Source organism: Aquamicrobium sp. LC103 (genome assembly GCF_001014615.2).
Taxonomy (GTDB): domain Bacteria; phylum Pseudomonadota; class Alphaproteobacteria; order Rhizobiales; family Rhizobiaceae; genus LBCQ02.
This window is the reverse complement of sequence record NZ_LBCQ02000001.1, coordinates 213,178-236,939: the sequence shown is the minus strand read 5'-3', so window position 1 is coordinate 236,939 and position 23,762 is coordinate 213,178. Positions and strand designations below refer to the sequence as shown.

Sequence of the window (23,762 nt, the reverse complement as noted above, 5' to 3'; positions counted from 1 at the left end):
GCACTCCTCAACCGTTGATTACGCGCTGGTGCAGGCGGCTGATCGCATCGAGGCCGGACAGGATCGCGCCCTCCTGCCAGGCGGGAATGTAGGAGATGTGCTCGCCCGCCATGGCGATGCGCCCGTCGATCGAGCTCGCGGCCTGGTAGTGCGCCTTGCGGCTGTCTTCCGACCAGGTGCCGTAGCAGCCGAGCGTCCAGGGCACGCGGTGCCAGCCGATCGAGATGCCGTTGTCGAACTCGTCATTGTATTGCGGATGGATCTGCGCGCCGTATTCGAGCGCCTTCTTGACCCGCTCCTCCGGCGGCAGCGAGGTGAACTGCATCGCCCACGCTCCCCAGGAATAGGCGCCGAGCAGCACGCCCTTGCCCTTGCTGAAGAATTCGGAGCTCGGATAGGAGATCAGCGTGTTCGGCAGATCGGTAAACGTGATGCCGCCATAGATGTGTTCGTCCTCTTCCCAGAAGCGCCGCTTGAACTGCAGCCCGACCTTGACCGAGGCCGCGTAGGGCAGATTGTCGATCGCCGCCTGCATTTCGGACGAGACCTTCGTCTTGACCTGGCTGAGAACCGAGAACGGAATGGTGCAGATACACCAATCGGCTGTCGCCGTCTTCGGCTCGCCGCCGGTCACCGAATCGACGTAGTGGACGGTCACGCCCTGGTCGTCCTGGTCGATCTCGATGACCTTGGCGTTGTAGGTGACCAGGTCGCCGATCTCCTTCTCGAAGCCCTTGGCGATCATGTCCATGCCGCCGACCGGCTGGAAGATCGCGGTCTGGAATTCGTAGAGGTTTCCGGTCGAGAGGTTCCGCCACAGGCCGGACTGGACGATTTCGGAAAGTCCGATCGGATCGGACGGCTCCGCCACCGGCATCTGGCCACCTCCCGGATCCACCCGGTAGCCGCGGCGCTCGCTCGAATCGACGCCCTTCACATAGGCGTAGTCCTTGTCGAGGGCACCCCAGCCGCGCAGCGCGTCAAGCAGCTTCTCGCGATCCTCGGTGGAAACGGCCTGGTCGAGCCCGCCCTGATTGGTGCTCTTGGCGAGCAGTTCCGCCACATGGCCGTTGAAGTCGGCATTGATGTGCCGGAAGCGCTGCGGCTTGCCGTCGAACGCCTTCGACGAATGCAGGTAGGCGTTGTGGTTGACCTGGTTGAATGGCTGCATCTCGACGCCGAATTCCTTGGCGTAATGGAGAACGCCATGATGGTGGTAGGGAACGCGCCAGGGGCCGGGGTTAAGGTACTGCCCTTCGTCGAACTTGCATTCCTGCTCGAAGCCGCCGAGCTCGGTGTACTTGTCGCCGCCGCGAATGGTCCAGCAGCGGCCGCCGGCCACTTCGCGATACTCCAGGATCTGGACCTTGTACCCGGCCTTGCGCAGTTCGTAGGCGGCCACCATGCCGGCAAGCCCCGCGCCGAGTATGAGCACGGAGGCCCCCTTCGGGTCGCCATCCAGCTTCAACGATCCCGTGAAGGGCGATTCCTGGGCGAAACCGAGCGTCGTCATGGCCTGGTACATCGCGGCACTGCCGGCGACCGTACCGATCATTGACAACAGGTCTCGCCGGCTCATTGAAGATGATCCAGTCGGCATCGGAAAACTCCTTGATGATGCGAATGGGAGCAAACCTCGAAATGCAGCTCGGTTCCGCCCCCACGATTATGCGGATGGCGGCTTTGCGCTCGCCAGCTTCCTTTCGAATCCGGTCGCTGACGAGGCTTCCTGATCGATGGGTAGCCGCCTATCTTCCGCCCGTGCCGAAGGGGGGTCAATGCAATTGCTGGCCAATTCGGATGGTCCACGGAACGGTTCGTGCAATCCGACCTCTCGGCTCGGCTTAGCGTCATGTGGTGGTTGCATTCCGACGGCTATATGCAACTATTCCGCATGGACGCGCCGACTGGACGGATAGAGGACGGAAGGAGTACCAACCGATGAGCGACACTACGACAGCCGACGGATCGGGCAATTCCGCCAGGAAGGCGTATCTGGTCGGCAGCGGCATCGCCTCGCTGGCCGCCGCGGCCTATCTCGTGAAGGAAGGCGGGGTTCCGGGCGAGAGTATCACCATCTTCGAGCAGGAAGAGAATTACGGCGGCAGCCTCGACGCGCGCGGCAATCCGCAAGACGGCTATTCGATGCGCGGCGGGCGCATGTTCGAGGAAAAGTTCAACTGCACCTACGATCTCCTGTCGTTCATCCCGGCCATCAGCGACCCCAAGAAGTCGGCCAGGGACGAACTGATGGAATTCCATCAGGAGTTCTTCTGGAACGACAAGGCCAGACTCGTCTCGGGCGGCGCCATCGTCGACGTCGCTAACCTGGGCTTCAGGGAGCGCGACCGGCTCGACCTCGTGGAGCTCTGCGCGACGCCCGAGGCCGTGCTCGGCACGCGGACGATCGAGGAGTGGTTCGACCCGGAATTCTTCAAAAGCAATTTCTGGTTCATCTGGTGCACGACCTTCGCTTTCGAGCCGTGGCACAGCGCGGTGGAGTTCAAGCGCTACTGCCTGCGCTTCACGCATCTGTTTTCGACCATCGACACGATGGCCGGAATCTACCGTACCCAGTTCAACCAGTACGACGCCATGGTGCGGCCGATCATGGGCTGGCTGAAGGAGCGCGGCGTCGTCTTCCGGGCAGGCACCGAGGTGACCGATATCGACGTCGCCATCGACGGCGGCGAGAAGGTCGCCACCCGCATCCGTTATCTCGCCGAGGGGAAGGAAGGCGACATCGATCTCGCGCCGGACGATCTCGTCTTCGTCACCAATGGCAGCATGACCGCCGACACGACTTACGGCTCGTCGACCGCGGCACCTGCCCTGGATACGGAAAAGCATGGCGGCTCCTGGAAACTGTGGCAGCGCCTCGCGGCGAAGTCGCCGGATTTCGGACGCCCGGCGGCTTTCTGCACGGACATCGAGAAGACCAAATGGGAATCGATCACCGTCACCGCCCACGATTCGACCTTCTTCGACCTGCTCGAGGCGTTCTCGGGCAGCGAGGCGGGCAAGGGCGGGCTCGTCACCATCAAGGATTCCAACTGGCTCCTGACCGTGGTGCTCAATCACCAGCCGCACTATTACGAGCAGCCGAAGGGCACCTGGGTCTGGTGGGGATATGGCCTGTTTCCGGACAAGGTCGGCAATTTTGTCCAGAAGAAGATGTCGGAATGCACCGGCCGCGAGATCCTCGAGGAAATTCTGCTCCATCTCCGTTTCGCGGAGAAGATGGAGCATATCCGCGACACCTCGATCGTCATCCCGGCGATGATGCCCTACATCACCAGCCAGTTCATGCCGCGCACCGGCACGGATCGCCCGAAGGTCGTCCCGGCCGGTTCCAGGAACCTCGCCTTCATCGGCCAGTTCACCGAAATCCCCGACGACGTGGTGTTCACCGTGGAGTATTCGGTGCGTTCGGCCCAGATCGCCGTTTTCGGACTACTCGGGCTCGATCGGAAGGTCTCGCCCTTCTACAAGGGACAGCACGACCCGCGCATCCTGTTCGACGCGCTCAAGATGCTGCATCGCGGGTAGGGCGGCGACGCAAGCCGGCGATCGCGCCCTGTCATCGGCGGTCGTCGACTTGTGCGTAGACCACCAGCTTGAGATGCTGGCCGCCGTCGATCGCCAGCGAGGTGTGCTCGAAGGTGACAGGCTTCCCGTCGATGCGGATCAGGCGCGTGCCGGTACAGGGCCCGTGCACGTCTTGCCGATGCCACCAGCGCCTGAAGTCGGGTGAGACACGCTCCAGCTCGTCGATCAATGCGCGTGCGTCGGCATCGTCGCGCGAAGCCGCGAAATCGCGGCGGAAGCTGGCGAGCATGGCCGGTGCCTGCCCCTCCCAATCAACGAAGGCGTCCCGTAGCTCTGGATCGGTGAAGAGCAGCCGGAGCAGGTTGCGTCGGGCGGGGCCGTGGCGGCCGAAACCGAAGAGGCGGTCGGCCGGCTCATTGCTGGCCAGCACATCCCATCGCAGGTTGATGACATAGGCGGCGTGAGGCGCGAGATCGTCCACCAGACGGCGCGCGAGCGACGGCACCGCGCAGAATGTCTTGCCGGGCTCGGCCGGCGGGCGCTCATGGGCAAGCAGGAAGAGATGCCGGCGCTCGGCGGCGTCGAGCTTGAGCACGCGGGCGAGATTGTCGAGGAAGTCGGCTGAGACGCCGATATCCCGGCCCTGCTCGAGCCAGGTGTACCAGGTGAGTCCGACGCCCGCGAGCGCTGCCACTTCCTCCCGCCTCAGCCCCGGCGTGCGTCGCCGCTTGGCCGCCGGCAGCCCGACATCTTCCGGCGTCAGGCGCTCGCGGCGCGCACGCAGGAAGTCGGTAAGTTCGGGACGGGTTCGTTGGAGGGTGCGCATGGTCGTCTCGTTACCGGTAGTAACAGCATAAGAAGCTAAATTGTAAAAGGCTACGGCGACGGTATTGCCTATCGCGTCACGACGAAAGGACGCAAGATGAATTCCGACGCCTGCACCGCTGAAACTCTCGATATCAAGGCCGCGGCCAAGACGGCCCGCCCGCCCTGGCTGGGCCTGTCCGTTCTGTTGCTGGCCGGGTTTGTCACGATTTTCGATCTCTTCGTGGTCAATGTCGCGATCCCCGGCATGCAAATCGATCTCGGCGCGAGCTTTTCCGAGATAGGGTTCATCGTGGCCGGCTATGAGCTCGCCTTCGGGGTGCTGCTCATCACCGGTGGGCGGCTCGGCGATCTCTACGGCCGCCGCAAGCTGTTTCTCGTCGGCATGGCGGGCTTCACGCTCGCTTCGGCGCTTTGCGGACTGGCGCCGAACACGGGCGTGCTGATCGGCGCGCGCGTCGTGCAGGGGCTGACCGCCGCGCTGCTGTTCCCGCAGGTCTATGCCTCGATTCGGGTGAACTTCTCCGGTGCCGACAGCCGCCGCGCCTTCGGTTTCCTCGGCATGACGCTCGGCCTTGCCGCCATCGCCGGACAGGTCGTCGGCGGCTTCCTGATCGAGGCCGATCTCCTTGGGCTCGGCTGGCGCATCATCTTCCTCGTCAACGTGCCGATCGGCCTCTTCGCGATCCTCATGGCGCGTTTCGTTCCCGAGACCCGCGCGCCCTCGCGCCCCTCGCTCGACTGGCCGGGCGTGGTGTTGGTGAGCCTCGGCCTGACCCTGCTGCTGGTGCCGCTGATCGAGGGGTCGGCCCATGGCTGGCCGCTCTGGAGCCTCGTGTCGCTGGCGGCGGCGGTCGCGCTGCTCCTCGCCTTCCACCGCCATCAGGAAGGTCGGCGACGGGCGGGCCTGCAGCCGCTGGTCGACATGAAACTGATGCGCCAGCCCCGTTTCGCGCAAGGCGGCCTGCTGGTGCTGCTGATCTATTCCACCGCCTCGTCCTTCTTCCTTTGCTTCGCGCTCCTGGCGCAGACCGGATTCGGGCTCAGCCCGTTCGAGGCGGGCGGCGTCTTCGCTCCGTGCAGCATCGGCTTCGTCGCGGCCTCGATGAGCGCGCCGCGCCTCGTCGCCCGCTTCGGCACGGCCGCCATCGCCGCCGGAGGATTCGTCTATGCGCTGTCGATCGGCCTGCTGATCGCACAGGTCTGGCTCGCCGGCGCCGATCTCGTCGTAGCGCATCTGATCCCGGTGCTGGTCGTGGTCGGCGCGGCGCAGGGCCTCATCATGACGCCGCTCCTGAACCTCGTGCTGGGGTTTGTGGAGGAGCGGCAGGCGGGCATGGCGTCAGGCGTTATCTCCACGCTCCAGCAGGTGGGGGCGGCGCTGGGCGTGGCGGCGGTCGGCATGCTGTTCGGTGCGACGCTTGCGGGCGGGACGGACATGGAGGCGCCTGCCGGCCTCTACGCCTCCGCCTTCGTCGGCGGTATGTTCTACAACCTCGCCACCGCCATCATCGCAGCAATCCTGATCGCCAGGATCGCGCGTCATGCAAGACGCCCGGACGAGTAGAACGGGACCGCGCGACAATCGCCGTGCTTGGGGCCATGTCGCGGATACCGCGCGATCGAAAGCTGCCTAGGTGCTCCTCGACCGTTTGTCGGACGGCATGCGCTGGAATCGCTCCACCGTTCCGTCAAGTCGCACCCATTTATGTTTCGATTGTTCGAACACCGACATGGCGGGCGGCGCGAAATCCGGGTCGGCAAGCGACCCTACCGCCACCCCGATCACGGAAGGCGAGGCATCGGGCTTCCAATAGACGGTCGAGCCGCAAGCCGGGCAGAAATGCATCCGGACCTTGCGGCCGCTCTCTGCGGTACGAACGAATTCCGTAGACGGTCCGGAAATTTCGACACTGTCGACCGAATAGAACGCATTGGCGCTGAACGGCGCACCTGTTCTTCGCTGGCAGGCGAAACAGTGACATAGCGCGGTCGATCGTGGCGGCTCGCTGAGCATCAGTCTGAGGGCGCCGCAAGCGCATTGGGCATTGGCCATGGGAACTCCTCCCGCTTGTAGGGTGAGATTACGGTGGATTTGTATTGAGGGCTGAAGCGCAAGCCGAACCGCAATTCAGTGCGGTGGGCGATGCGGAGGGCCGAGGCCTGGTGCCAATTCAGGCACAAGAAGCGTCAATGTAGATCGTCGAAATACCGAAATCCAGGGAAAAGGCGGCTTCGAGCTTCGAACGGGTGATCCTTCAACCCGTCCCACCGTCCGGATGCAGCCTTGGACTTGCTAAATCATTTATCTGCTATATAATCTGTGTGTTATATATTGGATTTCGCATGACGACACTCGACCATTCCTTCGCCGCCCTTGCCGACCCCACCCGCCGCGCCATCATCGCGCGGCTGGCGGAGGGCGAGGCGACGGTGCAGGACCTCGCCCGCCCGTTTTCCATCAGCCAGCCCGCGATCAGCCGCCACCTGAAGGTGCTGGAGGAGGCGGGGCTGATCGAAACCCGCGTCGAAGGCACCGCCCGCCCCCGCCGCCTGAAACCGGACGCCGTCGAGGCGCTCTGGGACTGGCTTGGCCAATACCGCGCTCTTTGGGAGACGCAGTTCCAAAAGCTGGACGCGGTTCTCGACGGCCTGCCGGACGAGGCCGGCCAAATCGCTTCCGGGAACCCTGAAAGGAGCACGCCATGAGCATGACCCCGGATCCAGCCAAGCTGCAGCTCGTACTGGAGGGCGAAACCGACATTGTCGTCCGGCGCGATTTCACCCATCCGCCCGCCCGCGTCTGGCGTGCGCTGACCGAGCCCGATCTGATCCGCCAGTGGATGGCCTCGCGCGATACGATGACGCGCTGCGAGGTGGACCTGCGTCCGGGCGGATCGTTTCACTATGAATGGCCCGAGTTCTTTTTCTCGGGGCCGATCCTGGCGGTCGATGCCCCGCATCGCATGGTTCATGTCGAGCATTTCAACGGCGACACCTCCTCGGGTCCAACGATCACGACCGATCTGGTCGCGCGTGGAACCGGGTCCCGTATGACCATGGTGATGCGCTACGCCGATGCCGAGGCGCGGGCCGCGGCGATCGAGATGGGCTTCACCCATGGCCTGGACGAGGTCTATGGCAGGCTCGAGGCACTGACGATCACGGAATGACGGGCGTCTCGTCACAAGGCCGGCAAGGCCTGCCGGTGGGAATACGCCCGGGTATCCAGGGAACAATGACCGGAAGCTGCCGTTAGGAAACAAGGTCGGAACGGGAGGTAGCCGTAATCCACCATGTCTCGGTTGGGATCAATGATGTCGAACGCGCGGCAGCATTGAAACATGGTGGCAGCGAGGATGGCGCGCCGGGGCTGCGGCCCAAATACGATGCCAATTATTATGGGGCGTTCGTGCACGATCCGGACGGTCACAAAATCGAGGCCATGACCTACTTCGCAAAATAATCCCCAACGGAGGCGCGCATGCCGACCCATCCCTATGCGATTGTCGAAGCCCCTTCCACGCTTGGCCTGGCGACCGACGGTGTGGAGCGCTTGCCCGACAAGCTCCTGGGTCTCGGTCTTGCGGAGCGCATCCACGCACGCCACGCCGCGCGGCTGGCGGTGCCTGCGAAGGATCCGACGCCCGATCCCGGGACCGGCATCCTGAACGCCGGGGCGATTGCGGCGTGGTCGCCCAAGCTCGCCGACGCGGTGGAAGCGGTGCTTGATGCCGGCGAGTTTCCGGTGGTGCTGGGCGGCGATTGCACGATCCTGCTGGGCTCGATGCTCGCGTTTCGACGGCGCGGCCGCTACGGCCTGTTCTTTATCGACGGCAACGCCGATTTCTTCCAGCCCGAGGCGGAACCCAATGGCGAGGGCGCCTCGATGGACCTGGCCTTCGTCACCGGCCACGGTCCGTCGCTCCTGACCGACATCGAAGGTCGCGGCCCTCTGGTCCGTCCCGAAGACGCTGTCGCGTTCGCATATCGCGATCACGAGGATCAGGAGGAGTATGGAAGCCGGCCGCTTCCCGAAGAGCTCAAGGCGCTTGACCTACCCGCCGTGCGCGCGATGGGCATCGAGGCTGCCGCGCGCGAAGCGGTTGATCACCTGACGCGAGCGGAACTGGACGGCTTCTTCATCCACCTCGACGCCGACTGCCTCGACGACGCCATCATGCCGGCCGTCGATTTCCGCGTGCCGGGCGGGTTGTCGTGGGACGAGCTGGGGGCCGCGCTCCGGATTGCCTTGGCGAGCGGCAAGGCAGCCGGCATCGAGATCACCATCTACAATCCGCGCCTTGACAAGGACGGCAGCGCCGGGCGCGGCCTGACCGATCTACTGGCCGCCGCGCTCGGAACAGCAGCACCATGAACACGGGCGAGCAATTTCTGCTTTGGGCTCGGGCTGCGGCGTGGACTCGGCGGTTTGCAATGCTGCTCGGTGATGATGCAAATGGCGGGCCGAAAGCAGCGGCTTTTATCCTCCCGACGTTTTGAGATAGCCGAGGCACATGGTCACGAGTTCGCGGCGTATGGCCTCCTGCTCGGATCCTGGCAGGTTGCGTTCAAACACGTTTCGCACCGTGCCGAAAATCACGGACAGGAGCGTCACATTGACCAGGTCGATGTTGGCATAGTCGGCGTCGGGCGCGCTTTTCAGCATGGCGCTGGTCGCCGCGTCCATGCGTTTGGCGAAAGCGTCGATCAGCGCCTGATTGTCGAGTTCGACCACGGAATTGTAGAGCGCGCGGGTGACATCGCTTCGCTCGGTCTTGGCTTGCCAATAGGTGGTGACGAGTGCCTCGACCATCGATTCTTTCACGGCGCCATGATGCGCACGACAGGCCTGCTCCACGCGTTCCGCCAGAAGGTCCAGATAACGCTCGTTGAGCGCATAGAGCAGCGCCTGCTTGTGCGGAAAATACTGGTACATGGTGCCAACCGACACCCCCGCTCGTTCGGCGACCCGCGTCGTCGTCAGCCGGTGGATTCCTTCGCTGAGCAAAACCTGAATGGTCGCTTCGAAAATCGCCTCGACCGTGGTCACTGAGCGCGCCTGACGCGGCTTTTTGCGGGTATTGAGGTGCCGGGGTGGTGTCGCGTCCATATGCGAATCCTAAAATCGAATGATCCTTCATATATTGAGCCGGGCTTTCGGCCAACATTTTGAAGGAATTCAATGACCCATACGAAAATCGCTCTGGTTACCGGTGCCAACAAGGGCATCGGGCTCGAGATCGCCCGCCGGTTGGCGCAGTCCGGTGTCGCCGTGCTGATGGGTGCCCGCGACATGCGGCGCGGCCGGGACGCAGCGAGCGCGTTGGCAGGTGCCGGGCTGGATGTGGAAGCCATCGGGATCGACCTGAATGACGAGACGACTATCGCTGCTGCCGCCGAGAATATCGCCGCCAGGTATGGCCGGCTCGACATTCTGGTGAACAATGCCGGCATCGTCGATGCCGCCGACGGCCCGCCGTCCGCTGCGCCGATAGCGGCGGCGCGCCGGCTCATGGAAACCAACTTCATCGGCACCCTGGCGGTGACGCAGGCGATGCTGCCGCTGCTGCGCAGGTCGCGGGCGGGCCGCATCGTCAACCTAGCCACCACCTTGGGCTCGCTGGCGATCAATGGCGACCCGACCTCGCCCTACTATGAAGCCCGGCTGATCGGCTACAATGCCTCCAAGGCGGCCCTCAACATGCTGACGGTGCAGTTGGCAGCGGAGCTGAGGGGAACTTCGATCGCCGTCAATTCGGTGGCGCCTGGTTACGTCAGGACCGACCTTACCGCCCATAACGGCTTCATGACGCCGGAAGAAGGTGCACGGCTTCCGGTCGAATATGCTTTGCTTGGTGACGATGCGGTGTCGGGCCGCTTTGTGGAGCCAGCAGGTAACGCCCCCTGGTAGCTCCTGCCATCGATGCGGGCAGGAGCGGCATCTGCCCACAGGATTCGCCTTGCTGCGTGCTTCCGTGTTTCAAAGACGGAGATGCGATCGAAACCCGGCTGAACCCCATGTGCCGTTCAACGGGAGTTCGAGCGTCTTATGTGCTCGATCAGCGCCCGCAGTTTGAGGGCCATGTTGCGGCGCTGCGGGAAGTACAGGAAAAACCCCGGGAACGGCGGCAGGAAGTCGCCAAGCAGAGGCACCAGTTCGCCTGATTCCACGAACGGCCGGAACGTCTCCTCCGGCGCGAAGGTGATGCCGCCTCCGGCAAGCGCGGTGCGCAGCATCAGGCGCAGGTCGTTGGTGGTGACCTGGGGCTCGACCGCCACATCGAAGGGAATGCCGTTCTCCTCGAATTCCCAGCGATAGGGCGCGACATTGGGCGCGGGACGCCAGCCGATACAGCGGTGATGGACGAGTTCGCGCGGATGCGCCGGCACTCCGCGGGCGGCAAGATAGGTCGGGCTTGCGACGACCATCTCCCGCTGATCGCCGGTTATGGGGATGGCGATCATGTCCTGCTCGATCACCTCGCCCAGCCTGACGCCCGCGTCGTAGCCGGCCGCGACGATGTCGAACTCCTCGTCGGTGACCGTGACGTCGATCGTCACGCCTGGATTGGCCTCTGCAAAGGAGGCGATGAGCGGTCCCGAAAGGAACTGCTCGGCGATTGAGGTGGCGGCGATCCTGAGGAGCCCGCGCGGCGCATTTTCCGCCGACACGCTTTCAAGCGCGGTTTCGATATCCGAGAACGGCTGGGACAGGGCGTCGTGCAGGCGCTCCCCAGCTTCCGTCAGGCGCACGGAACGCGTCGTTCGCATCACGAGCGCCGTACCGAAGACGTCCTCGAGCCGTCGCATCCCCTGGCTGACGGCCGAGCGCGTCACGCCCAGCCGATCGGCGGCGGCCCGGAAATTGTGCTCTTCCGCGACGGCAAGAAAGAGCGGCAGGAGGTTGAGATCGATCTTCATTGTCCAGCAACGCTAACCATTCAGTCCAGCAGGCGACGGATACCATCACCGGTCGCGAGCGTCCATCTTCTCTCCGAACGCATGCAGGGAGTACGTAAATGGAGAAGATCATCCTTGTCACCGGCGCCTCCAGCGGCATCGGCGAAGGCATAGCCCGAGAGCTTGCGGGTGCCGGGGCGAAGGTGTTGCTGGGCGCTCGCCGCCTGGACCGCATCGAGGCCGTCGCGGCAGACATCCGTGACGCGGGCGGCATCGTGGAGGCACGATCGCTGGACGTTACCGACCGCTCGTCCATGACCGCCTTCGCCCAGGCGGCAATGGAGAAATGGGGACGCATCGACGTCCTCGTCAACAATGCCGGCGTGATGCCGCTCTCGCCGCTTGCCGCCGGCAAGCAGGACGAGTGGGAGCGCATGGTGGACGTCAACATCAAGGGCGTGCTCTGGGGCATCGGCGCGGTGCTGCCGATCATGGAAGCGCAGGGCAGCGGCCAGATCATCAACATCGGTTCAATCGGCGCGCTGCAGGTCGTGCCGACGGCGGCGGTCTATTGCGCCACGAAATTCGCGGTCCGGGCGATCTCGGACGGGCTGCGGCAGGAAAGCACGAACATCCGCGTCACCTGCGTCAATCCAGGTGTCGTCGAAAGCGAACTCGCCTCGACCATCACCCATGAAGAAACCATGGCCGTCATGGACGCCTATCGCGCCGTCGCGCTTCAGCCTGCCGACATAGCACGTGCGGTGCGGCATGTGATCGAGGCACCGGCGGGCGTCGATACGACCGAGATCACCATCCGGCCGACCGCATCGGCAAATTGATGCCGGCTACCCAGATGCCAAGTGGCCCTGTGGCGGCTGCTCTGGCTGGAGGGGCACGATCGTGTCCCGGTCATACCCGCAACCTTCAAGAATGGAGTGAACTCATGATTTTTGCCTCGAGGACCGGAAACAGGCCAGCCGCCGCCCGCAATCTGCTGACTGCCCTGGCATTCGTCGTTGCTGTTGCACCGGCGCAGGCCAGCACCATCGCCGCGCCGGAAGCCGAAATCCGCAACGAAGCCGTCGTGCGCGAGGCGTTCGAGCAATGGGCAGCCGGAAGCGGCAATGTCTTCGACCTGCTCTCCCCGGACGTCCGTTGGACGATCCACGGTTCCGGCCCGGTCGCCGATACCTACGACGGCGTCGAGGACTTCGTGCAGCGCGGATCGGTCCCGCTCGTCAGCCGCCTGGCGTCTCCGCTGACGCCGGAGGTTCACCATGTCTGGGCCGTCGAGGACAGGGTCATCGTCCGCTTCGACGCCGCGGCCACCACGACGTCGGGCGCGCCCTACCGCAACCAGTTCGTGTGGATCTTCCGGATGGAGGACGGATCGGTCGTCGAGGCCGAGGCCTTTCTCGATCTCGTCGCCTACCAGGAAGTCGTCGACAACAACGAACCGCGCCGGCAGTAGGACATCGGACCTCACCGGGGACGGCCGCATCGGGCGGCCGTTCCCTCACTGACGACACCGAGGCATTGAACGAGGAATTCGACCGTGCAGCGCATATTTGCAGCCCTGGTTGCCGCAACGTTTATGGCCCAACCCGCAACGGCCGGGGAAACGGAAATGCAGGCCAACCATCCCTATGTCGGTCTCTGGGTGACCGAGGACGGATACATCCGCCACGAGCTCCTTCCCAACGGTCGCTATGTGGAAGCGCGCGGGACACGCGAGCGCGCCTACGAAGGCCGCTACGAAGTGACCGGCACGCACATCGAATATTGGGACGACACCGGCTTCACAGCCGATGGCGACTTCATCGACGACGTACTCCATCACGCCGGCATGATCCTCTACCGCCGATGATGGCAGGCTAAATTGAGTCTTCGATCGAAGGTCCGCAACGGGGTGGGAAGAAGACCGTCAGCTCATTGTCATGTTCTTGCGGACGGAGCCCGTGGGAGATGGTGATCTCGCCCGATGCAGATCCACTCGGCCCTGCATCGGACGTCAGTCTGGAAGGCTGGGTCCTGACCTAATGGTCCAGCGCAACCGCGTCGGCGCCTGCTGGGATGCGCATCGGGGCAGATGGATCGGTTGCCGCGCGCCAGACGACTTCCGCGACGTCCGAGGAAAGGGTCTTGGGGGCGCCCGACGTCCGCATGGCCGCGATCACACCATTGGCGAACTCGGCATAGGCGGCGGGGAAGCCCCCGTTTTCCTGCAGTCGTGAAAGCGCGGTGCTGCCGAAGCTTGTGTCCGGTGCGGCGCCAGGCAGCACGATCCTGACCGCGATTCCAAAGGGAGCGAGTTCCAGCGCCAGGGATTCCGTGAAGGCGTTCACGGCTGCCTTGCTGGCGGTATAGACCGAAAGGAGCGGCAGCGGTTTCATCGTGACGCTCGAGGTCACGTTGATGATAAGGCCAGCCTTTCTCTCCCGAAACTGGGGCAGGACGGCGCCGATCATGCGCATGGTGCCAAGCGTATTGGTCTCGAAGACGGACCGGGCAACATCGATTGGAGTGCCTTCAAGGGCATTGAGCCAGCCGATCCCAGCATTGTTGACCAGCACGTCGATCGGCCCCGCCGCCTCGACGGCATCGCGAACGCTCTCGTCATCAGTGACGTCGAGCGGCAGCACGACCAGCTTGTCCGATTGGGGTAGCAGGTCGCTGCGTGGTGAGCGCATGGTCGCGACGACCTTCCAGCCACGATCGAGGAAATATTTCGCGGTATCGAGGCCAAAGCCGGAAGAGCAGCCGGTAATGAGTACCGTTTTCATGGCAAGTCCTTTCAAGATGTTTGAACGCCCCTTATGTGGACCGAGAACCCGGGACGTGCTATCATGGCGCATCCTAATTTCATTAGAGAACGTCCGGTTGATCGACCCCCTTGCCGAAATAGTCAGCATGCTTCAGCCGAGCCTTTCCTTCTCCAAGGCGGCGAGCGGATCCGGCAATTGGCGCGTGGATGGAGCGGGCGACGGAAGCCCGTTCTTCGCGGTCATCCTGGAAGGATCGGCAAGGCTCGCCATCAACGGACAGCCAAGCATTGAGCTGGAAGAGAACGATTTCGTGCTCATTCCGGCCGCCTACCGCTTCACCATGTCGAGCAACTCCGAGAACCTCGACGAAGATGACGACCCGCTTCGTGTCACGCGGCTCGGCGACGAAACGCGACATGGCGATCCAATCGGCATGCCCAATATGCGCGTGCTGATCGGGCGGCTGGCTTTCGGCTCCCCAGACACAACTCTGGTTTTCGCACTCCTGCCGTGCCTGCTGCATGTGTGTGGTCAGGCGCGCCTGACCACACTTGTGCAAATGATCCGTGAGGAAGCCCAAGGGGACAGGCCCGCAAAAGAGATCGTGCTCGAAAGGCAGTTGCAGCTGCTGCTGATCGAGGCGTTGCGCTCGGATGCCGCCGGATTGGAAACGCCCGGCCTGTTGCGGGGCCTAGCCGACAAGAACCTCGGCCCGGTAATTCGGCAGATGCACGAGAAGCCCGCCAAGGCCTGGACGGTCGAGGAACTGGCATCCACTGCCATGCTGTCACGGTCGGTGTTCTTCGACAGGTTTCAAAAGCAGACGGGCATGGCGCCCATGGAATATCTGCTGTCGTGGCGGATGGCGCTGGCCAAGGACATGCTGCGCCGCAAGGAAGGCGGAATGAAAGAGATTGCTAGGCGCATTGGCTACGGCTCGGCAAGCGCCTTCAGCGTGGCCTTTTCCCGCTTTGTCGGTGTCGCACCGAGCCAGTATGGGTACCAGATCCCGATGGTCTCGAAAGCACCCGCCCCTTGAAGACGTCTTCTTGGTGCCCATGGCGACTTTTTCGCGAGCGGTAGCGCATCCCCAATGCTTGGGCGACAGAGAAGGCAAGCCAAGGGCGATGGTATGATTTGAGCAGGGCCAATTATGCCGTCAGCCCGTTCCTGGCGATGGCAGCTTCCGGGATTACGCAATGCAGCGTCTGATGTCCGAAACGGGGTCGATAGCAGCCGTCGCTGATCCTCAAGACATATCGGGCTGTAGCGTGGAATCGACGGTTCTCGACACCGTGTGCCGCGAATACGGTAATCGGCGGCAGTATCGCACCATAGAAGGCAATCGGCGGCAAATGGCGGTGAGAGAGGGATTCGAACCCTCGATACGGTTTCCCGTATACACGCGTTCCAGGCGTGCGCCTTCAACCACTCGGCCACCTCACCACGCCGGCGCGGGAGGCATCGCCAGCCGCGCACGGGGCTCATCTAGTCGATCCGGCGGCGAATGCCAAGCCGTCTTTCGATCTTCTTTGCACGGCTTTTAGCAATTCATGCCTGCGCGCCGTTTCGATTTCCGGTGCGGCGGGCGCGAGGCGATTGCCAAGCGGACGGCGCCGACTTATCTGAAGGGGGCGGCCCGGTTCCCGAACCGGCCCCCTTGTGACAGGTTGGAGCGATGATAAGGACCCTGTTTCGTCTTCTCGCGACCATCGCGCTCGCCATCGCCGTGATCATGATGGTGATCGACGCGACGCGCTCCATCGCCGCCGACGCCTGGGTGATGACGCCGCTCGGCGAAAGCTGGATGGAGACCGCGCCCGCCTCGCTCGAACGGCTTGAAGCGTTTTTTGCCGCCAATCTGCCCGGCTTTCTTTGGGACCATGTGGTGATGCCGATGCTGACGCTGCCCGGCTTCGCCGTTTTCCTGGGCCTCGCGCTGATCCTCTACGCCATCGGGCGCCGGCCCCGTGGAAAGGTGCGGTTCGCGCTGGAGAATTGAACCGCGGGGCGTCGAATCAAGGAGTGATGCCATGTTCTTTCTGAGCGACATGCTGAACAGGAAGCTCAAGCTGCCGACCGCCGCGGAGGCGCTGCCGGGCCGCGACGGCGCCATTGCGACGGCGACGAAGCATCATGTCTCGAAACGGCCGCTCAAGGGCCCCTACCCGGAAGGGTTCGAGATCGCCTATTTCGGCATGGGTTGTTTCTGGGGCGCCGAGCGCCTGTTCTGGCAGACGCCGGGCGTGTGGGTGACGGCGGTGGGCTATGCCGGCGGACACACGCCCAATCCGACCTATCAGGAAACCTGCACCGGGCTGACCGGCCATGCCGAGATCGTGCTGGTCGCCTACGACCCGGCCGAGGTCTCCCATGCCGATCTCCTGAAGATCTTCTGGGAAAGCCACGACCCGACCCAGGGCATGCGCCAGGGCAACGACGTCGGCACCACCTATCGCTCCGCGATCTACACGACCAGCGAGGCGCAGGAGGCCGAGGCGCTCGCCTCGAAGGAAGCCTACGAAGCCGCGCTCAAGCAGGCGGGCCGAGGGAAGATCACGACCGAGATCATTCCCGCGCCGACCTTCTATTTCGCCGAGGAGGACCACCAGCAATATCTCGCCAAGAACCCTTACGGCTATTGCGGATTGAAGGGCACGGGCGTCGAATGCGCGGTGCCCGCGGCCGTGGGAGCATGACAAGGGCAGGTCTTCCGAAACGCGTCTTGCGGACGCCGTGATTTTTGCCAAAAGGTCAAAATTCCGCGTGAATTTTGCCTTTTCCCATGCAACATTGCCGACAGGGTGGGGGCCTTGAACCTCCCGCCGCGCGCCGTCTCGAAGCCCCGGTTTCCCGGGCGGCGCCGAGTCGTAAAAAAGAAAACCGACAGGGTGTGGATCACATGAAGCGTTTTGTTCTCGGCCTCTTGGCCGCAACGGCGATGACGGCCTCGGCCTTCGCGCAGGAAGAAATCAAGCCGGGCCTTCTCTTCGATCTCGGCGGCAAGTTCGACAAATCGTTCAACGAGGCCTCGTTCGAGGGCGCGGAGAAGTTCAAGACCGAAACCGGCACCGAATATGTCGAGTTCGAAATCTCGAACGACGCCCAGCGCGAGCAGGCGCTGCGCCGCTTCGCCGAGGACGGGCGCAACCCGATCGTCATGGCCGGCTTCAACTGGTCGGCGGCGCTCGAGAAGATTTCCGGCGAGTACCCCGACACCAGCTTCGCGATCATCGACATGGTCGTCGACAAGCCGAATGTCCGCTCGGTCGTCTTCAAGGAGCAGGAAGGCTCCTATCTCGTCGGCGTGATGGCGGCGCTGGCCTCCAAGACCGGCACCGTCGGCTTCGTCGGCGGCATGCAGGTGCCGCTGATCGGCAAGTTCGAGTGCGGTTACGTTTCCGGCGTCATGGAGACCAAGTCGGACGCCAAGGTCATCCGCAACTACACCGGCGACACGCCGGCGGCCTGGAACGATCCGACGCGCGGCGGCGAGATCACCAAGTCGCAGATCGACCAGGGCGCCGACGTGATCTATCACGCGGCAGGCGGCACCGGCGTGGGCGTGCTCCAGGCGGCAGCCGACGCGGGCAAGCTCGGCATCGGCGTCGATTCCAACCAGAACGGCCTCCATCCCGGCCATGTGCTGACCTCGATGCTGAAGCGCGTCGATGTCGCCGTCTACGAGGCGTTCATGGACGCCAAGAACGGCGAGTTCGAATACGGCGTCAAGGATCTCGGCCTCGCCGAGGGCGGCGTCGACTACGCCATGGACGAGCACAACGCCTCGCTGGTCACCGAGGAGATGAAGGCCGCGGTCGACAAGGCCAAGGCGGACATCATCTCCGGCGCCATCAAGGTGCACGATTTCATGACGGACAATTCCTGCCCGTACTGATCCGCGCGTGCGGAACCCGCGCATCGGGGCGGAGGTTCTCCTCCCCGATGCGTCGCGAAACGGCCGCCGCGTTTCCGGTGCCCTCATGGTGAGCTTGTCGAACCGGAGCTTGTCGAACCAGCCTTTCACCAGTGGGGAGGCTTGGTCACCGGTATGTCGGGCGTCGACTGTTCTTCCAGCGTGAGGAAGCGTTCGGTCAGCGCGTCGAGCTTCTTCTGAAGACGCTCGACCAGCTTCCACTGCTCGGCGAGTTCGGCTGAAAGCTCCTCGATCGTCTTTTCCTGCTCGGCGGCAAGCATTTCCAGCTTGGTCAGGCGCTCTTCGGTGCTCATGCGATGCTTTCCAATACGGCTCTCAGCGATGCTTCGAGCGGCTTCGGCCGGCGCGTTTGCCGGTCGACATAGACGTGGACGAAGAAACCCTCGGCCGCGGCCTCGTTCTCGTCGTTGCGGAAAAGCCCAACCTCGTAGCGCACCGAGGACGTGCCGAGCCTCGCCACGCGCAACCCGGCGGTGACGACATCGGGGAACGCCATTTCGGCGAAATAGCGGCAGCCGGTCTCCACCACCAGGCCGATCTGGCCGCCGGCATGGATGTCGAGCGCGCCGTTCTCGATCAGCCAGCCGTTCACGGCCGTGTCGAACAGCGAATAGTGGACCACATTGTTCATGTGGCCGTAGACGTCGTTGTCCATCCATCGCGTAGTGATGGTGCGGAACGCCTTGTAGGCGGAGCGCCGGGAAGGGGATGGGCGATCGCTCACCACGCTGCCCTGTAGATCGCCAGCGCATCGGCCTCGCCCACGTCGCGCGGATTGTTGACGAGGAGCCGTTGCTGCTTCATCGCGTCGGCTGCCATTTTCGGCAGGTGCTCCTCGCCGATGCCGACATCGCGCAGTCGCGGCTTCAGGCCGAGCTTCGCCGAAAGCGCGGCAAGCGTCTCGATGAAGGCCGCGCAGCGCCCCTGGGCACCTTCCTCGCCGGCAAGATGCGGGAAGGCGTCGGCGGCGATCTCGGCGTAGAGATGCGCGGCGTCCGGCGCGTTGAAGCGCAGCACGTGCGGCAGCACCAGCGCGTTGGAAAGCCCGTGCGGCACGTGGAAGGTGCCGCCGATCGGGTAGGCGAGCGCGTGAACGGCGGCCACCGGCGAATTGGCGAAGGCCTGCCCGGCGAGCATCGAGCCGAGCAGCATCGCGCCCCGTGCCTCGACATCGCCGCCGTCGAAGACGGCCTTCTCGATATTGGCGCCCAGCAATTGCAGCGCCTGCCGCGCCAGCATCCGCGACAGCGGATTGTTGTTGGCGTTCTTCGAGGCGTAGGCCTCGATCGCGTGCACCATGGCATCGACGCCGGTCGCGGCCGTGATGGCCGGCGGCAGGCCGAGCGTCAGCTTCGCGTCGAGCACGGCGATGTCGGGCAGGATGATCGGCGAGGAGACGCCGCGCTTTTCCTCTTCTCCCACCGTGATGATCGAGACCGGCGTCACCTCCGAGCCGGTGCCGGCGGTCGTCGGCACCAGCACCAGCGGCAGGCGCGGCCCCCTGGCCAGGGCGACACCCCAGGCCCCGTCGAGATCCTCGCCGGAACCCAGGAGCAGCGCCGCGAGCTTGGCCACGTCGAGCGACGAGCCGCCGCCGAAGCCGACGACGCCCGAGATGCCGGCGCTCCTCCCCGCCTCGACCGCCTTCATCAGCGTCGCGCGCGAAGGATCGGCCTCGACCTCGTCGAAGACCGCAACGGCGATGCCGGCGGCCTTGAGCGAGCCGATCGCCGCGTCGCACAGGCCGAGCCTTCTCAGGCCCGGATCGGTGACGACGAGCACGGAGTGGCCGAGTTTTCTCCCGGCGATTTCGCCGAGCCTCGCGGAAGCGCCCGGCTCGAAGACCAGCGACGGGGTGGTGTTGAAGGTGAAGGCGGCGAAAGCGTGGTTTGTCATGGCGGTGAAATTGACAAGCGCCGTCCCTTTTGTCGAGAGTGGGCTTGCGGGTCGGGCACCGGCCGCACGGATTGGCAAGGCGAAAGCGGCCATGCTAGACAATTTGACCGAACGATAAAAACAAGAGGGGTTGATCCGGCGCATGGCGGAAGCTGCGATCGAACTTGTGGGCATCAACAAGAGCTTCGGCGCGGTGCATGCCAATCGCGACATCCATCTGGAGGTGCCGCGCGGCACGATCCATGGCATCGTCGGCGAGAACGGCGCGGGAAAATCGACCCTGATGTCGATCCTCTATGGTTTCTACCAGGCCGACAGGGGCGAAATCCGCGTCAACGGCAAACCGGCCGCCATCAACACGCCCAACGACGCCATCGCGCTCGGCATCGGCATGGTGCATCAGCATTTCATGCTGGTGCAGAATTTCACCGTGCTCGAAAACGTCATCCTCGGCGTCGAGGGCGGCGCGCTGCTGAAATCCTCCATCGCCAGGGCGCGGTCGGAGCTGACCAGGCTGGAGAGGGAATACGGCCTCGAGGTCGATCCCGACGCGGTGATCGAGGAACTGCCGGTCGGCCTGCAGCAGCGCGTGGAAATCCTGAAGGCGCTCTACCGCGGCGCCGAGATCCTGATCCTCGACGAGCCGACCGGCGTGCTGACGCCGCCCGAGGCCGATCACCTGTTCCGCATCCTCAGGCAGCTCAAGGAGGAGGGGAAGACCGTCATCCTGATCACGCACAAGCTGCACGAGATCATGGCGATCACCGACAATGTCTCGGTCATGCGGCAGGGCCAGATGGTCGCGACGCGCAAGACGTCGGAAACCAATGTCGAGGAGCTTGCCGAGCTGATGGTCGGGCGCCGGGTGCTGCTGCGCGTGGAGAAGGGCGAGAACAGGCCCGGGGATTTCAAGCTTTCGGTGAAGAACCTGACGGTGAGGGATTCGCGCGGCGTCACCATGGTCGACGATGTTTCGCTCGACGTGCGCGCCGGCGAGATCGTCGGCATAGCCGGCGTGGCCGGAAACGGCCAGTCGGAGCTGATCGAGACCATCGCCGGCATCCGCAAGGCCGTCTCGGGCACCGTTCTCCTCGACGGCAAGCCGATCGACGTCACCGGAACCGCCGATCCCGGCGAATTGCGCGACCGCGGCCTCGCACATGTGCCGGAGGACCGTCACTATGTCGGCCTGGTGCTCGCCTTCGAGGAATACGAAAACTCGATCCTCGGCTATCACGATCACGCGCAATATCTGAAAGGCCCGTTCCTGAACATCGAGGCGATCCGTGCCGACGCGCGCGACAAGATCGAGAAATACGACATCCGCCCCGCCAACGAGCGGCTGAAGACGGCGAATTTCTCCGGCGGCAATCAGCAGAAGATCGTGCTTGCGCGCGAGTTGGAGAAGGATCCCGGCGTCCTCATCGTCGGCCAGCCGACGCGCGGCGTCGACGTCGGCGCGATCGAGTTCATCCACAAGCGGCTGATCGCCATGCGCGACGCCGGCAAGGCGGTGCTGCTCGTCTCGGTCGAGCTCGACGAGATACGCTCGCTGTCCGACCGCATCCTCGTCATGTTCGACGGTCGCATCGTCGGCGAGCGCGACGGCGATGCCAGCGAGGGCGAGCTCGGCCTGCTGATGGCCGGCGTCGAACGGCAGGAGGCCGCGGAATGAGCGCACCCTACGCGAAGCTTCCCGCCTGGGCCGATTACGGCCTGATTCCGCTGATCAACCTGATCGTCGCCTTCGCGGTCGCGGGCCTCGTCGTGCTGCTCGTCGGAGAGAACCCGTTCCGCGCCGCCGTCATCCTGGTCGACGGCGCGTTCGGGCGCGGCCAGAACATCGCCTACACCCTGTTCTACGCCACCAGCTTCATCTTCACCGGGCTCGCGGTCGCCGTCGCCTTCCACGGCGGATTGTTCAACATCGGCGGCGAAGGCCAGGCCTATGTCGGCGGGCTCGGCGTGGCGCTCGTCTGCCTCGCCTTCGACGGCATCCTGCCCTGGTGGGTCAATTTCCCGCTCGCGATCCTGGGCGCCGCCGCCATCGGCGCGTTGTGGGCGCTCGTTCCCGCTTATCTCCAGGCCAGGCGCGGCTCGCACATCGTCATCACCACCATCATGTTCAACTTCATCGCCGCGAGCCTGATGGTCTATCTGCTGGTAGACGTCCTCAAGCCCGTCGGCTCGATGTCGCCGCAGACGCGCACTTTCCTCGAGGGCGGGCAATTGCCGAAGCTCAACTTCCTGCTGGAAGCGGTCGGCTTCTCGGTGCGGTCCTCGCCCTTCAACCTTTCCTTCCTGCTGGCGCTCGTCTGCGCCTTCCTCGTCTGGCTGCTGATCTGGCGCACCAGGCTCGGCTACGAGATCCGCACGCAGGGCTTTTCCCCGCGCGCGGCGCGCTATGCCGGCATCGGCGAGGCGCGGATCATCATCATCACCATGATGATCTCGGGCGCGCTCGCCGGCATGATGGCGCTCAACCCGGTGATGGGCGACCAGAACCGCCTGCAGCTCGACTTCGTCACCGGTGCGGGCTTCGTCGGCATCGCCGTGGCCCTGATGGGGCGCTCGCACCCGGCCGGCATCGTGCCGGCGGCGATCCTCTTCGGCATGCTCTATCAAGGAGGCGCGGAACTCGCCTTCGAGATGCCCTCGATCAGCCGCGACATGATCGTCATCATCCAGGGCCTGGTGATCCTCTTCGCCGGCGCGCTGGAGCACATGTTCCGTCCCTCCATCCAGGCCCTGTTCGCCAGCATCAGCCCGGGCACGACCGGGCTCGGCTCGCCCAAGAGGGAAGGCGTCTGAGATGGACTATTTCAACACCCTCGTCGTCATCCTGGATTCCACCATCCGCCTGTCGATACCGCTGCTGCTTGCCTGCCTTGCCGGGCTCTATTCGGAGCGCGCGGGCATCTTCGACATCGGGCTCGAAGGCAAGATGCTCGCCGGCGCCTTCGCCGGCGCCGCGGCCGCGGCCGTTTCGGGCAGCGCCTGGATCGGCCTTTCCGCCGCACTGCTCGTCTCGACATTCCTGGCGCTCGTCCACGGCTTCGCCTCCATCACCCATCGCGGCAACCAGATTGTCTCCGGCGTGGCGATCAACTTCATCGCCGCCGGCTCCACCATCATCCTCGGCCAGGCCTGGTTCAGCCAGGGCGGACGCACGCCGTCGCTCGGCGCGGATGCGCGCTTCACCGCGATCACCCTGCCGGGTGCCGAGGCCCTGCGGGACGTGCCGATCGTCGGCTACCTCTATTACGAGCTCGTCTCGGGCCATTCGGCGCTGGTCTATTTCGCCTTCGCCATGGTCGCCTTCACATGGTGGGTGCTGTTCCGCACCCGCTTCGGGCTCAGGCTGCGCGCGGTCGGCGAAAATCCCGCCGCCGTCGACACGGCCGGCGTCTCGGTCGCCTGGCTGCGCTATCGCGCGGTCATCTGCACGGGCATACTCTGCGGTTTTGCCGGCACCTATCTGGCGCTCGCGCAGAATGCCGGCTTCGTCAAGGACATGACCGCCGGCAAGGGCTTCATCGCGCTCGCCGCGCTGATCTTCGCCAAATGGCGGCCGGTGCCGGCGATGTTCGCCTGCCTGCTCTTCGGCTTCCTCGACGCGCTCTCGATCCGCATGCAGGGAACGCCGCTGCCTCTGGTCGGCCGCGTGCCGGCGCAGTTCTTCCAGGCGCTGCCCTATGTGCTCACCGTGGTGCTGCTCGCCGGTTTCATCGGCAGGGCGATCCCGCCGCGCGCCGGCGGCGTGCCCTATGTGAAGGAACGGTGATGATGAATTTCGCAGCGTACGCCCCCTCCACCGCTTTCGGTGGTCCCCCTCTCCCGCTTCGCAGGGGAGGAACCGGCGTAGCGGCCTTCCGCAACCTGGC

25 protein-coding genes, 1 tRNA gene and 1 pseudogene are annotated in these 23,762 nt (G+C 64.3%); 17 read left to right on the top strand and 10 right to left on the bottom strand.

Annotated features, from left to right (window positions below; translation table 11 throughout):
* Positions 1-7 precede the first annotated feature (7 nt).
* Positions 8-1,555, bottom strand: a complete 1,548-nt coding sequence (locus tag XW59_RS01180; RefSeq protein WP_246665971.1) for a flavin monoamine oxidase family protein — start codon at positions 1,553-1,555, stop codon at positions 8-10.
* A 386-nt stretch (positions 1,556-1,941) separates the two neighbouring features.
* On the opposite strand from XW59_RS01180, the gene XW59_RS01175 reads away from it, so the two are divergent.
* The gene (locus XW59_RS01175) at positions 1,942-3,549 is read left to right on the top strand and encodes an oleate hydratase (RefSeq protein WP_047147010.1); all 1,608 of its coding nucleotides are present in this window, start codon (positions 1,942-1,944) and stop codon (positions 3,547-3,549) included.
* Between the two features lie 31 nt (positions 3,550-3,580).
* Here XW59_RS01175 and XW59_RS01170 read toward each other — a convergent pair whose 3' ends face one another.
* A complete protein-coding gene (locus XW59_RS01170; protein WP_047147011.1) occupies positions 3,581-4,375 on the bottom strand; it encodes a helix-turn-helix transcriptional regulator in 795 nt (264 codons plus the stop codon).
* 96 nt (positions 4,376-4,471) lie between these two features.
* Between XW59_RS01170 and XW59_RS01165 the strand changes: the two genes are divergently transcribed.
* Positions 4,472-5,941 (top strand): MFS transporter, encoded by a 1,470-nt coding sequence (locus XW59_RS01165; protein WP_047147012.1) that lies wholly within the window; start codon positions 4,472-4,474, stop codon positions 5,939-5,941.
* 66 nt (positions 5,942-6,007) lie between these two features.
* On the opposite strand, the gene XW59_RS01160 is transcribed toward XW59_RS01165, so the two are convergent.
* Entirely contained in the window at positions 6,008-6,430 is a 423-nt protein-coding gene (locus tag XW59_RS01160) for a GFA family protein (protein ID WP_047147013.1), read from the bottom strand.
* 290 nt (positions 6,431-6,720) lie between these two features.
* Here XW59_RS01160 and XW59_RS01155 point away from each other — a divergent pair, with 290 nt between their 5' ends.
* The 4 genes and pseudogenes from XW59_RS01155 to XW59_RS01145 all read left to right on the top strand — a co-directional run bounded on the left by XW59_RS01155 (position 6,721) and on the right by XW59_RS01145 (position 8,752).
* Entirely contained in the window at positions 6,721-7,083 is a 363-nt protein-coding gene (locus tag XW59_RS01155) for a metalloregulator ArsR/SmtB family transcription factor (protein ID WP_047147014.1), read from the top strand.
* Positions 7,080-7,547 carry an SRPBCC domain-containing protein gene (locus tag XW59_RS01150; protein ID WP_052958263.1) on the top strand — a complete coding sequence of 156 codons (468 nt, stop codon included), beginning with the start codon at positions 7,080-7,082 and terminating at the stop codon, positions 7,545-7,547. Before XW59_RS01155 ends, XW59_RS01150 begins: the two co-directional genes overlap by 4 nt.
* A 158-nt stretch (positions 7,548-7,705) precedes the next feature.
* Positions 7,706-7,840 (top strand): annotated as a pseudogene (locus tag XW59_RS29575) (VOC family protein); the annotation flags it as partial.
* An 18-nt stretch (positions 7,841-7,858) separates the two neighbouring features.
* A complete protein-coding gene (locus XW59_RS01145) occupies positions 7,859-8,752 on the top strand; it encodes an arginase family protein (RefSeq protein WP_047147015.1) in 894 nt (297 codons plus the stop codon).
* Between the two features lie 105 nt (positions 8,753-8,857).
* Here the strand turns inward: XW59_RS01145 and XW59_RS01140 are convergent, their stop codons facing one another.
* On the bottom strand, positions 8,858-9,487 hold the full coding sequence (locus tag XW59_RS01140; RefSeq protein ID WP_047147016.1) for a TetR/AcrR family transcriptional regulator: 630 nt from the start codon (positions 9,485-9,487) through the stop codon (positions 8,858-8,860).
* Between the two features lie 72 nt (positions 9,488-9,559).
* Here XW59_RS01140 and XW59_RS01135 point away from each other — a divergent pair, with 72 nt between their 5' ends.
* Positions 9,560-10,288 carry an SDR family NAD(P)-dependent oxidoreductase gene (locus XW59_RS01135; protein WP_047147017.1) on the top strand — a complete coding sequence of 243 codons (729 nt, stop codon included), beginning with the start codon at positions 9,560-9,562 and terminating at the stop codon, positions 10,286-10,288.
* 116 nt (positions 10,289-10,404) lie between these two features.
* Here XW59_RS01135 and XW59_RS01130 read toward each other — a convergent pair whose 3' ends face one another.
* Entirely contained in the window at positions 10,405-11,298 is an 894-nt protein-coding gene (locus XW59_RS01130) for a LysR family transcriptional regulator (protein WP_047147018.1), read from the bottom strand.
* Positions 11,299-11,396: 98 nt separating this feature from the next.
* Here XW59_RS01130 and XW59_RS01125 point away from each other — a divergent pair, with 98 nt between their 5' ends.
* The 3 genes from XW59_RS01125 to XW59_RS01115 all read left to right on the top strand — a co-directional run bounded on the left by XW59_RS01125 (position 11,397) and on the right by XW59_RS01115 (position 13,147).
* Entirely contained in the window at positions 11,397-12,119 is a 723-nt protein-coding gene (locus XW59_RS01125) for an SDR family oxidoreductase (RefSeq protein WP_047147019.1), read from the top strand.
* A gap of 104 nt (positions 12,120-12,223) precedes the next feature.
* Positions 12,224-12,751 carry a nuclear transport factor 2 family protein gene (locus tag XW59_RS01120; protein ID WP_047147020.1) on the top strand — a complete coding sequence of 176 codons (528 nt, stop codon included), beginning with the start codon at positions 12,224-12,226 and terminating at the stop codon, positions 12,749-12,751.
* A 123-nt stretch (positions 12,752-12,874) separates the two neighbouring features.
* Positions 12,875-13,147 (top strand): Atu4866 domain-containing protein, encoded by a 273-nt coding sequence (locus tag XW59_RS01115; RefSeq protein WP_047147021.1) that lies wholly within the window; start codon positions 12,875-12,877, stop codon positions 13,145-13,147.
* Between the two features lie 169 nt (positions 13,148-13,316).
* Here the strand turns inward: XW59_RS01115 and XW59_RS01110 are convergent, their stop codons facing one another.
* Complete coding sequence (locus tag XW59_RS01110; protein WP_047147022.1) at positions 13,317-14,063, bottom strand: SDR family oxidoreductase; 747 nt, start codon at positions 14,061-14,063, stop codon at positions 13,317-13,319.
* A gap of 97 nt (positions 14,064-14,160) precedes the next feature.
* On the opposite strand from XW59_RS01110, the gene XW59_RS01105 reads away from it, so the two are divergent.
* Positions 14,161-15,084, top strand: a complete 924-nt coding sequence (locus XW59_RS01105; RefSeq protein WP_047147023.1) for an AraC family transcriptional regulator — start codon at positions 14,161-14,163, stop codon at positions 15,082-15,084.
* 317 nt (positions 15,085-15,401) lie between these two features.
* Here the strand turns inward: XW59_RS01105 and XW59_RS01100 are convergent.
* Positions 15,402-15,491 (bottom strand) — tRNA-Ser (locus XW59_RS01100).
* A gap of 232 nt (positions 15,492-15,723) precedes the next feature.
* Between XW59_RS01100 and XW59_RS01095 the strand changes: the two genes are divergently transcribed.
* From XW59_RS01095 to XW59_RS01085, 3 genes are all read left to right on the top strand, one after another.
* Positions 15,724-16,047, top strand: a complete 324-nt coding sequence (locus XW59_RS01095) for a hypothetical protein (protein WP_047147024.1) — start codon at positions 15,724-15,726, stop codon at positions 16,045-16,047.
* Between the two features lie 31 nt (positions 16,048-16,078).
* Positions 16,079-16,744, top strand: a complete 666-nt coding sequence (gene msrA, locus XW59_RS01090) for a peptide-methionine (S)-S-oxide reductase MsrA (RefSeq protein ID WP_047147025.1) — start codon at positions 16,079-16,081, stop codon at positions 16,742-16,744.
* A 203-nt stretch (positions 16,745-16,947) separates the two neighbouring features.
* Positions 16,948-17,943: a BMP family ABC transporter substrate-binding protein gene (locus XW59_RS01085; RefSeq protein ID WP_047147026.1), complete on the top strand. Its 996-nt coding sequence runs from the start codon at positions 16,948-16,950 to the stop codon at positions 17,941-17,943.
* Positions 17,944-18,068: 125 nt separating this feature from the next.
* On the opposite strand, the gene XW59_RS01080 is transcribed toward XW59_RS01085, so the two are convergent.
* From XW59_RS01080 to XW59_RS01070, 3 genes are read right to left on the bottom strand one after another with little or no spacing between them, the layout of a single operon-like run.
* On the bottom strand, positions 18,069-18,275 hold the full coding sequence (locus XW59_RS01080) for a SlyX family protein (protein WP_047147027.1): 207 nt from the start codon (positions 18,273-18,275) through the stop codon (positions 18,069-18,071).
* The gene (locus XW59_RS01075) at positions 18,272-18,706 is read right to left on the bottom strand and encodes a thioesterase family protein (RefSeq protein WP_047147028.1); all 435 of its coding nucleotides are present in this window, start codon (positions 18,704-18,706) and stop codon (positions 18,272-18,274) included. Before XW59_RS01075 ends, XW59_RS01080 begins: the two co-directional genes overlap by 4 nt.
* Entirely contained in the window at positions 18,703-19,878 is a 1,176-nt protein-coding gene (locus XW59_RS01070; protein ID WP_047147029.1) for an iron-containing alcohol dehydrogenase, read from the bottom strand. The genes XW59_RS01075 and XW59_RS01070 overlap by 4 nt, the downstream gene beginning before the upstream one ends.
* A 142-nt stretch (positions 19,879-20,020) precedes the next feature.
* On the opposite strand from XW59_RS01070, the gene XW59_RS01065 reads away from it, so the two are divergent.
* Genes XW59_RS01065 through XW59_RS01055 form a run of 3 tightly spaced genes read left to right on the top strand, consistent with a single transcriptional unit; the run spans position 20,021 to position 23,662 of the window.
* The gene (locus XW59_RS01065; protein ID WP_047147212.1) at positions 20,021-21,553 is read left to right on the top strand and encodes an ABC transporter ATP-binding protein; all 1,533 of its coding nucleotides are present in this window, start codon (positions 20,021-20,023) and stop codon (positions 21,551-21,553) included.
* Positions 21,550-22,689, top strand: a complete 1,140-nt coding sequence (locus XW59_RS01060; RefSeq protein ID WP_047147030.1) for an ABC transporter permease — start codon at positions 21,550-21,552, stop codon at positions 22,687-22,689. Before XW59_RS01065 ends, XW59_RS01060 begins: the two co-directional genes overlap by 4 nt.
* A 1-nt stretch (position 22,690) precedes the next feature.
* Positions 22,691-23,662, top strand: coding sequence for an ABC transporter permease (locus XW59_RS01055; protein ID WP_047147031.1), 972 nt, complete (start codon positions 22,691-22,693; stop codon positions 23,660-23,662).
* Positions 23,663-23,762: the final 100 nt, after the last annotated feature.

Coding starts and splice junctions, on each gene's coding strand:
- XW59_RS01165 (WP_047147012.1), top strand. CDS start 4,472: ATGAATTCCGACGCCTGCACCGCTGAAACTCTCGATATCAAGGCCGCG.
- XW59_RS01140 (WP_047147016.1), bottom strand. CDS start 9,487: ATGGACGCGACACCACCCCGGCACCTCAATACCCGCAAAAAGCCGCGT.
- XW59_RS01180 (WP_246665971.1), bottom strand. CDS start 1,555: ATGATCGGTACGGTCGCCGGCAGTGCCGCGATGTACCAGGCCATGACG.
- XW59_RS01160 (WP_047147013.1), bottom strand. CDS start 6,430: ATGGCCAATGCCCAATGCGCTTGCGGCGCCCTCAGACTGATGCTCAGC.
- XW59_RS01145 (WP_047147015.1), top strand. CDS start 7,859: ATGCCGACCCATCCCTATGCGATTGTCGAAGCCCCTTCCACGCTTGGC.
- XW59_RS01060 (WP_047147030.1), top strand. CDS start 21,550: ATGAGCGCACCCTACGCGAAGCTTCCCGCCTGGGCCGATTACGGCCTG.
- XW59_RS01095 (WP_047147024.1), top strand. CDS start 15,724: ATGATAAGGACCCTGTTTCGTCTTCTCGCGACCATCGCGCTCGCCATC.
- XW59_RS01130 (WP_047147018.1), bottom strand. CDS start 11,298: ATGAAGATCGATCTCAACCTCCTGCCGCTCTTTCTTGCCGTCGCGGAA.
- XW59_RS01170 (WP_047147011.1), bottom strand. CDS start 4,375: ATGCGCACCCTCCAACGAACCCGTCCCGAACTTACCGACTTCCTGCGT.
- XW59_RS01085 (WP_047147026.1), top strand. CDS start 16,948: ATGAAGCGTTTTGTTCTCGGCCTCTTGGCCGCAACGGCGATGACGGCC.
- msrA (WP_047147025.1), top strand. CDS start 16,079: ATGTTCTTTCTGAGCGACATGCTGAACAGGAAGCTCAAGCTGCCGACC.
- XW59_RS01125 (WP_047147019.1), top strand. CDS start 11,397: ATGGAGAAGATCATCCTTGTCACCGGCGCCTCCAGCGGCATCGGCGAA.
- XW59_RS01110 (WP_047147022.1), bottom strand. CDS start 14,063: ATGAAAACGGTACTCATTACCGGCTGCTCTTCCGGCTTTGGCCTCGAT.
- XW59_RS01080 (WP_047147027.1), bottom strand. CDS start 18,275: ATGAGCACCGAAGAGCGCCTGACCAAGCTGGAAATGCTTGCCGCCGAG.
- XW59_RS01155 (WP_047147014.1), top strand. CDS start 6,721: ATGACGACACTCGACCATTCCTTCGCCGCCCTTGCCGACCCCACCCGC.
- XW59_RS01065 (WP_047147212.1), top strand. CDS start 20,021: ATGGCGGAAGCTGCGATCGAACTTGTGGGCATCAACAAGAGCTTCGGC.
- XW59_RS01070 (WP_047147029.1), bottom strand. CDS start 19,878: ATGACAAACCACGCTTTCGCCGCCTTCACCTTCAACACCACCCCGTCG.
- XW59_RS01135 (WP_047147017.1), top strand. CDS start 9,560: ATGACCCATACGAAAATCGCTCTGGTTACCGGTGCCAACAAGGGCATC.
- XW59_RS01055 (WP_047147031.1), top strand. CDS start 22,691: ATGGACTATTTCAACACCCTCGTCGTCATCCTGGATTCCACCATCCGC.
- XW59_RS01115 (WP_047147021.1), top strand. CDS start 12,875: ATGGCCCAACCCGCAACGGCCGGGGAAACGGAAATGCAGGCCAACCAT.
- XW59_RS01150 (WP_052958263.1), top strand. CDS start 7,080: ATGAGCATGACCCCGGATCCAGCCAAGCTGCAGCTCGTACTGGAGGGC.
- XW59_RS01175 (WP_047147010.1), top strand. CDS start 1,942: ATGAGCGACACTACGACAGCCGACGGATCGGGCAATTCCGCCAGGAAG.
- XW59_RS01120 (WP_047147020.1), top strand. CDS start 12,224: ATGATTTTTGCCTCGAGGACCGGAAACAGGCCAGCCGCCGCCCGCAAT.